Genomic DNA, 7,858 nt, shown 5'->3' on the forward strand with positions numbered 1-7,858 from the left:
GAATCCGTACCCGTCGTGGAAGGGTTAGGCGATGAGCTGAAAGCGCAGGAGCACGTGATTATTTTAGAAACCTTAGCCCAGTGCCAAGGCAGCCGAAAACAAGTTGCTGAAAAACTAGGGATCAGTGCTCGCACCTTAAGATATAAAATGGCGCGCATGCGTGATATGGGGATTGAGCTGCCCGCTTAATGGGTAACACCTAGCAGTTAACACTTAGTTCCTAACTCCTAACTCCTAACTCTTAGCAAGTAGTAAGTAGCCGAGAGTCTTTAGCCTATAGCTGAGTTAACGCCAATCGCGCACAACTGACCAATCCTTGGCCACTTGTGCGCGATTGGTGCTGCTTTCAGCATGCCAATTATAAACTTGGCAATTATTTTGCATTATCCCGCTTATCGATAGTGTGATCGTCAAGAATTCGACGACGGGGAGCAGCAGATGCAAATAGGCGCCAATCCATTTCTACAGGAAATGCAGTCACTCAAAGGTGAACTTACACCGTCTGTGGGTATATCGCCCAACATCATCCAGCAAGTGAATAACACCACGGGTGCTGACTTTGGCCAGCTGCTCTCGCAAGCGGTGAGTAATGTCAGCGGCTTACAGTCTGTTTCCTCAAATTTAGCGACTCGCCTCGACATGGGCGATACCACAGTGAGTATCTCTGATACCGTCATCGCCCGGGAAAAGGCCAGCGTGGCCTTTGAGGCGACAGTGCAAGTGCGCAATAAATTAGTCGAAGCCTATAAAGAAATCATGAATATGCCTGTTTAGGCCAGCGAATAACTATTAGCAGGTACGCATCGTGAGTACAGAAATGATTGTCGGGTCAAATGCCGGCGGAGCAAACCAAGGTGTCCAGCAAGAGCATAAGTCAGGGGTGATGGCGAGCCTTGGCGGCATTGATATGATGCGCCAAATTACCATGATCCTCGCCTTGGCCATCTGTTTAGCCCTCGCGGTATTTGTGATGCTCTGGGCGCAGGAGCCAGAGTATCGTCCATTAGGCAAAATGGACACCCAAGACATGGTACAAGTATTAGATGTGCTCGATAAAAATAAGGTCAAATATCAAATCGATGTTGATGTTATTAAGGTGCCTGAGGACAAATATCAAGAAGTGAAAATGATGCTCAGCCGTGCCGGTGTCGATGGCAGTGCATCAAGTCGAGATTTTTTAAACCAAGACAGTGGTTTTGGGGTGAGTCAGCGCATGGAGCAGGCTCGCCTGAAGCACAGCCAAGAAGAAAATCTGGCCCGCGCGATTGAACAACTGAACAGTGTCAGCCGGGCGAAGGTGATCCTCGCGCTGCCTAAAGAAAACGTATTTGCCCGCAATACCGCCCAAACCAGCGCGACCGTGGTGATTAATACCCGTCGTGGCGGCCTAGGTCAGGGCGAGGTGGATGCGATTGTCGATATCGTGGCCTCCGCCGTACAGGGGTTAGAGCCATCACGGGTCACCGTCACCGATGCCAATGGCCGTTTACTCAATTCGGGTAGCCAAGATGGCGTGTCTGCCAGAGCGCGGCGCGAGCTCGAATTAGTTCAACAAAAAGAGGCCGAATATCGCACTAAAGTGGAGTCGATTTTGACGCCGATTTTAGGGCCAAATAGTTTTACCTCCCAAGTGGATGTCAGCATGGATTTCACCGCGGTTGAGCAAACGGCTAAGCGCTTTAATCCAGACTTGCCGGCGCTGCGCAGTGAGATCACCGTTGAAAATAATTCGACCGGTGGAACCACAGGCGGTATCCCCGGGGCGTTATCTAATCAGCCGCCAATGGCGTCGGCGATTCCTGAAGAGGCCACGCAAGGGACCGATTCTGTCACCCTTGCCGCGGGCAATTCGCACCGTGAAGCGACCCGCAATTTTGAATTAGATACCACTATCAGCCATACACGTCAGCAAATTGGCGTCGTGCGTCGGATCAGTGTTTCAGTCGCGGTGGATTTTAAGCCCGGTGCAGTGGGTGAAAATGGCCAAGTGGCTCGGGTGGCCCGCACCGAGCAAGAGTTGACTAACATTCGTCGCCTGCTTGAGGGGGCCGTGGGCTTTAGTGCTCAGCGCGGTGATGTGCTCGAAGTTGTCACTGTGCCCTTTATGGATCAACTGGTTGAAGACGTGCCCGCGCCGGATGTGTGGGAGCAGCCTTGGTTTTGGCGTGCGGTCAAATTGGCAATAGGCGCACTGGTGATCCTCGTGCTGATTTTAGCCGTGGTGCGCCCCATGCTAAAACGGTTAATTTATCCTGATAGTGTGAATATGCCTGATGATCCGCGCTTAGGGAATGAACTGGCTGAAATTGAAGATCAGTACGCCACCGATACCTTAGGAATGCTTAATACTAAAGAGGCTGAATACAGCTATGCCGATGACGGCTCAATTCTTATCCCAAATCTTCACAAAGATGATGATATGATTAAAGCCATCCGCGCGCTTGTGGCCAATGAGCCCGAGCTTTCCACCCAAGTCGTGAAAAACTGGTTGCAAGATAATGGCTGAAAATAAACCCAAAGACACTGCCGAAGCTCCAAGCTTTAATGTGAAGGATCTGAGTGGTATCGAAAAAACGGCAATTTTGCTGTTAAGTTTGAGCGAGGCTGATGCGGCCTCTATTCTTAAGCACTTAGAGCCTAAACAAGTGCAAAAAGTGGGGATGGCGATGGCCGCAATGAATGACTTTGGTCAAGAGAAAGTCATTGGCGTCCATAAGTTGTTTCTTGATGATATCCAAAAATATTCTTCTATTGGCTTTAACAGTGAAGAGTTTGTGCGTAAGGCCTTGACCGCTGCGCTGGGTGAAGACAAAGCGGGTAATTTGATTGAACAAATTATCATGGGCAGTGGCGCTAAAGGGCTCGACTCCTTGAAATGGATGGATGCTCGCCAGGTCGCCACCATTATTCAAAATGAGCACCCGCAGATCCAAACTATCGTATTGTCCTATTTAGAACCGGATCAAGCGGCGGAAATTTTTGGGCAATTCCCCGAAAATACCCGTTTAGACTTGATGATGCGCATTGCCAACCTTGAAGAAGTGCAACCTGCCGCCCTGCAGGAGTTGAATGACATCATGGAGAAACAATTTGCCGGCCAAGGCGGTGCGCAAGCGGCCAAAATGGGTGGCCTAAAGGCCGCGGCCAATATCATGAACTACCTTGATACCGGTATCGAAAGCCAGTTGATGGAAACCCTGCGCGAATCTGACGAAGAAATGGCGCAGCAAATTCAAGACTTGATGTTTGTCTTTGAAAACCTTATCGATGTGGATGACCGCGGCATTCAAACCCTGTTGCGTGAAGTGCAGCAAGATGTGTTGATTAAAGCACTCAAGGGCGCAGACGATCAACTCAAAGAGAAGATTTTGGGCAACATGTCTAAGCGTGCCGCCGAGCTATTGCGTGATGATTTGGAGGCCATGGGCCCTATCCGCATCAGTGAAGTTGAAATCGCCCAAAAAGAAATCCTCTCGATAGCTCGTCGCTTAAGTGATAGCGGTGAAATTATGTTAGGCGGTGGTGGTGGCGATGAGTTCCTCTAATCTCCATGACATTCCCCCTTCGGGTTCAAACCAAAGTCTAACTGCAGACTCCAGCGCCCATGCCAGTCAAAGCCAGCATGACAGTGATGTGGCTTTTCGTCACTGGCAATTACCCGATGTGACGCAGGCGCCAGACGAAAGCGCCTCCAATTTATTTGGCTATAAGCCAAAGCCGCAGCTAACACCCGAAACCGTTGAAGAGGTTGCGCCGCCTACCATGGCGGAAATTGAAGATATTCGCGCTCAAGCCGAAGAAGAAGGCTTTAATGAGGGCAAGCAGCAAGGGTTGAGTCGCGGCCTAGAGCAAGGGCGCCTAGAAGGATTAGCCCAAGGGCATCAAGAAGGGTTCAGCCAAGGGCAGGAGCAAGGGTTTGCGGCCGGCCTTGCCGAGGCAAAAACCTTGGTCGAACGTTTTGATAACTTAGTGAAGCAGTTTGAAAGCCCCTTAGCCCTGCTTGATGGCGATATCGAATTAGCACTACTGAACTTAACCATGACGCTGGCCAAATCAGTGATTGGCCATGAGTTGATTACTCATCCGGAGCATATTTTAAGCGCCTTGCGCCTTGGGATTGACTCCTTGCCCATTAAAGAACAGGCCGTGAATATTCGCTTACATCCTGACGATGCCGCCCTGATTGAACAGCTCTATACCCGCGCCCAATTGGCGCGTAGCCAATGGACATTGGAGGTCGATCCCTCCCTTCACGCCGGTGATTGCATTATTACGAGCCAGCGCTCCAAGGTTGATCTGAGCGTTGCGACGCGCATTGACGCAGTGTTTGCTGATCTTCGCCAGCAACATGCCCATGCAAGCCTATTGCAGCAGCAACGTAAGGATGCGCTAGAGGGCGAAAATACCGCCAAAATCGTGACCGCTGACACTCACCATTCCGTAGCCGAACCGAGCAACGCCGCCCCGCATGGAGAGCCAGATGCAACACCGCCAGCAGCAACTGCGCAATAAATTCCAGCAGTACCTCGATAAAGTGGTGCCATTTCGGGCCGTGGCGAGCGGGCAATTGGTGCGCGTGGTCGGCTTAACCTTAGAGGCCAGTGGTTGCCGCGCCCCGGTGGGCAGCTTATGTTCCATTGAAACCATGGCGGGGGAATTAATTGCTGAAGTCGTTGGTTTTGATGATCAATTGCTTTATTTGATGCCGATTGAAGAACTGCGAGGCGTGCTGCCTGGCGCTCGCGTCACCCCCTTAGGCGAGCAAACCGGCCTCAATGTTGGCCTCGGTTTATTAGGCCGAGTGCTCGACGGCAATGGCGTTCCGTTAGATGGTTTAGGTGCCTTGCAAACCGATCAACACGCCGCAAGACATAGTGCACCGATAAATCCCTTATCCCGCCGTGCGATTACCGAGCCTTTAGATGTGGGAGTGCGCGCCATCAATGCCATGCTCACGGTCGGTAAAGGTCAGCGGATGGGGTTATTTGCCGGCTCTGGCGTCGGTAAAAGTGTGTTACTTGGCATGATGACCCGAGGCTCTACCGCAGACATTATTGTGGTGGGCTTAGTTGGTGAACGGGGCCGAGAAGTAAAAGAATTTATTGAAGAAATACTCGGGGAACAGGGACGGGCACGCTCGGTGGTGATCGCCGCCCCCGCCGATACCTCGCCACTGATGCGCCTGCGTGCCTGTGAAACCTCTACCCGTATCGCAGAATACTTTCGTGATCTTGGCTATAACGTATTGTTATTAATGGATAGTTTAACTCGTTATGCCCAAGCGCAGCGGGAAATCGCCTTAGCCGTTGGCGAGCCGCCCGCGACTAAAGGTTATCCACCCTCGGTGTTTGCTAAGTTGCCGCGGCTGGTGGAGCGAGCCGGAAACGGCGGGCCAGGTCAAGGCTCGATCACCGCGTTTTATACCGTACTGACCGAAGGGGATGATCAGCAAGATCCGATTGCCGATGCTTCAAGGGCGATCCTTGACGGGCACATTGTATTATCCCGTGCCCTAGCCGATGCTGGCCATTACCCTGCAATAGATATCGAAGCGTCGATCAGCCGTGTGGCGCCGATGGTCATCTCCACAGACCACCTCGAAGCGATGCGCAAGGTTAAGCAAACCTATTCACTGTATCAACAAAATCGTGATTTGATCGCCATTGGTGCCTACGCGCAAGGCAGCGATCCGCGCATTGATAATGCTATCCGCCTACAGCCCGCCATGAATGCCTTTTTACGGCAAACCATGCGCGATGCGGTGCGTTTTAGTGACAGCCAATTGATGCTTAGCCAGCTTGCGGCGCAATGTAAATAACGGTTGATAAAAGCAACTAACCGGTTATAAAGGCAACTAACAGTTTCTAAAGGCAACTAACAATTTCTAAAGGTAAATAACCTTTGATACAGCGGTCTGATGAAGGCTAATCCGTCAGAACCCGCTAACTAAGTGAGATATCCATGGCGAGCGCAGATCCTTTATTACTGGTTTTAAAACTGGCCCAAGATGCCGAGGAGCAGGCGGCGCTTTTGTTAAAATCGGCCCAGTTAGATTGCCAAAAGCGCCAAAACCAATTAAATGCCTTAAATCATTATCGGCTGGATTACATGAAGCAGATGCAATCTTGGCAAGGACAAGCCATTAGCGCCAGCAATTATCATCAGTTTCATCGTTTTATCCGTCAAATTGACGATGCTATCGCCCAGCAAAACCGGGTGGTTGCCGATGGTGAAGTGCAAAAAAATTACCGTCAGCAACATTGGTTAGATAAACAAAAAAAGCGTAAGGCGGTAGAGTTGTTGCTCGCCAATAAAGCCAAGAAACGTCAGGCTGCAGAGTTAAAATACGAGCAAAAACTGACGGATGAATTTGCCTCTCAGCAGTTTTTCCGGCGTAAGCCGTCTTAACCCAAGCGCCAGCCATCACTTCACTCCATCCTTGAGTGAATCAATCTGGCTTAAACCCCATTCTGCGGCCTCAACCTCGGACGCGCATTCTCACCATGGCGCCTCGCTGACGTTTTATAGTATTGGCACTCTATTTGCTTGTGTTTTGCCTATAGCACTGCAATTGCAGCATAAATTGACGTTTTACTCAGCGCATTATTGGAATGGCGGGGTGAAACAGGGGGACGTGCCGGAGCGGATATGCAACAACTGAATACGATTTTATTGGCAACTTCAGCGCCGACTAACCAAAACACCAGCAAATCTGGCGCGAGCGCTAATCAATATGCCGGGCAAAATATTAGGCAAGATACTCATCAGCAAGGGTTTTCTGCTGCGCTTGCCTCGGCAAATTCCGCCTCTTCCCTAGAGAAAAAAGCCAGCTATTTGCACGATAATCGCCAGCCAACCCGTACCAATGAGCCCCAAGGCGATACGCCAGAGGCGGCTGAAGATGAAGTGCAGTTAATTTTTGCGCAAATAGGCATGGCACAGGAGATGCACAATCTCGCCGCAAGGGGCGAGACATTGCCGCTCGGCGCAGGCATGGTCGCTGGCAATGGCGCGAGCATGCTAGGCGAGTCGCTGGACGCTGAGTTACTGGCCTCTGAATTGGCTGATGGTGCGCAGGCGGCTGCTGATTGCTTAGATACCGATCTTTTAGATACTGATCTTTTGAATACCGATCAGTTAGAGTTAGCCCATGTAGACACTGCGCTTTCAGGCAGTGAGTCTAACAATACTGACCTGGTAAGCGCAGCATTAAGCTCGCAGCAAATGGACGCGCAGCAGGCCTTGATGGTCGGGACCGAGTTGGATAGCCCACAGACTCTAGAAGAACTTATGCAGCTTAGCGCGGGCAGTGTGGCTGGCGCGTCGCAAGACGAGCTCAGTCTACATGAGCGTAGTTTATATGATCTTAGTCAAGCTGCAGATGGACAGGATGACGCTCATGCCGCTGTCTTATCACGCGCGCCGGGCACGATTCTCGCCGCCGAGGGAACCCATTCTGAAACCGATGGTCAGGACGTCGCCACCATCACCGCTGCAACTCACGCCGCAGTAAATAAGGCGGCAAATCCTCTCGTCCAAGGGACAATATTGGGGGCCGCAGAGCAGGATAATGGCGCAGCATCCCTTGAAGCTGATAGCGGCAAGTTGGCAGAGCAAGGCAAGTTGGCAGAGCAATCAGTGAAGGATGCGAGCATTGCGGCCCTCGATCCGCGTCAAGCGAGCGATCTCCGTCAAGGGATTGATATTCGCCAAGACGATGTGGTGACCACTTGGCTTGATGAGCAAACGGACTCCGCGCTGGAGTATAAACCAAGCGATTTTAAGCCATTGTCCGCCAGCCATTCGGCGAATTCCCAAGCCACAAGCCTACGGCCAGAACTGCCCTTGATCCCGATTT

The 7,858-nt window shown here is 51.3% G+C and carries 7 protein-coding genes and 1 pseudogene; all 8 read left to right on the plus strand.

Features of this window, described 5'->3' with window-relative positions; genetic code table 11:
• Positions 1-189, plus strand: a 189-nt coding sequence (locus tag ACRCZA_RS08090; RefSeq protein ID WP_438673945.1) for a helix-turn-helix domain-containing protein, incomplete at its 5' end; no start/stop codon positions are given.
• Positions 190-438: 249 nt separating this feature from the next.
• Positions 439-774: a flagellar hook-basal body complex protein FliE gene (fliE, locus tag ACRCZA_RS08095; protein WP_438673946.1), complete on the plus strand. Its 336-nt coding sequence runs from the start codon at positions 439-441 to the stop codon at positions 772-774.
• Between the two features lie 43 nt (positions 775-817).
• Positions 818-2,506 (plus strand): flagellar basal-body MS-ring/collar protein FliF, encoded by a 1,689-nt coding sequence (gene fliF / locus ACRCZA_RS08100; RefSeq protein ID WP_438673951.1) that lies wholly within the window; start codon positions 818-820, stop codon positions 2,504-2,506.
• The gene (gene fliG, locus ACRCZA_RS08105) at positions 2,499-3,545 is read left to right on the plus strand and encodes a flagellar motor switch protein FliG (RefSeq protein WP_438673947.1); all 1,047 of its coding nucleotides are present in this window, start codon (positions 2,499-2,501) and stop codon (positions 3,543-3,545) included. Before fliF ends, fliG begins: the two co-directional genes overlap by 8 nt.
• Positions 3,532-4,512 (plus strand): flagellar assembly protein FliH, encoded by a 981-nt coding sequence (gene fliH, locus ACRCZA_RS08110; RefSeq protein WP_438673948.1) that lies wholly within the window; start codon positions 3,532-3,534, stop codon positions 4,510-4,512. Before fliG ends, fliH begins: the two co-directional genes overlap by 14 nt.
• Positions 4,481-5,818 carry a flagellar protein export ATPase FliI gene (fliI, locus tag ACRCZA_RS08115; RefSeq protein WP_438673949.1) on the plus strand — a complete coding sequence of 446 codons (1,338 nt, stop codon included), beginning with the start codon at positions 4,481-4,483 and terminating at the stop codon, positions 5,816-5,818. The genes fliH and fliI overlap by 32 nt, the downstream gene beginning before the upstream one ends.
• Positions 5,819-5,961: 143 nt before the next feature.
• The gene (gene fliJ, locus ACRCZA_RS08120; RefSeq protein ID WP_438673950.1) at positions 5,962-6,408 is read left to right on the plus strand and encodes a flagellar export protein FliJ; all 447 of its coding nucleotides are present in this window, start codon (positions 5,962-5,964) and stop codon (positions 6,406-6,408) included.
• A gap of 240 nt (positions 6,409-6,648) precedes the next feature.
• Positions 6,649-7,858: pseudogene (locus ACRCZA_RS08125) on the plus strand (hypothetical protein); the annotation flags it as partial.

The sequence above is a fragment of the Shewanella sp. genome, from assembly GCF_051658185.1.
Lineage (GTDB): Bacteria > Pseudomonadota > Gammaproteobacteria > Enterobacterales > Shewanellaceae > Shewanella.

What these genes read in the sequence shown, in the direction of transcription:
- fliG (WP_438673947.1), top strand. Translation starts at nt 2,499, where the DNA reads ATGGCTGAAAATAAACCCAAAGACACTGCCGAAGCTCCAAGCTTTAAT.
- fliH (WP_438673948.1), top strand. Translation starts at nt 3,532, where the DNA reads ATGAGTTCCTCTAATCTCCATGACATTCCCCCTTCGGGTTCAAACCAA.
- fliF (WP_438673951.1), top strand. Translation starts at nt 818, where the DNA reads ATGATTGTCGGGTCAAATGCCGGCGGAGCAAACCAAGGTGTCCAGCAA.
- fliJ (WP_438673950.1), top strand. Translation starts at nt 5,962, where the DNA reads ATGGCGAGCGCAGATCCTTTATTACTGGTTTTAAAACTGGCCCAAGAT.
- fliE (WP_438673946.1), top strand. Translation starts at nt 439, where the DNA reads ATGCAAATAGGCGCCAATCCATTTCTACAGGAAATGCAGTCACTCAAA.
- fliI (WP_438673949.1), top strand. Translation starts at nt 4,481, where the DNA reads ATGCAACACCGCCAGCAGCAACTGCGCAATAAATTCCAGCAGTACCTC.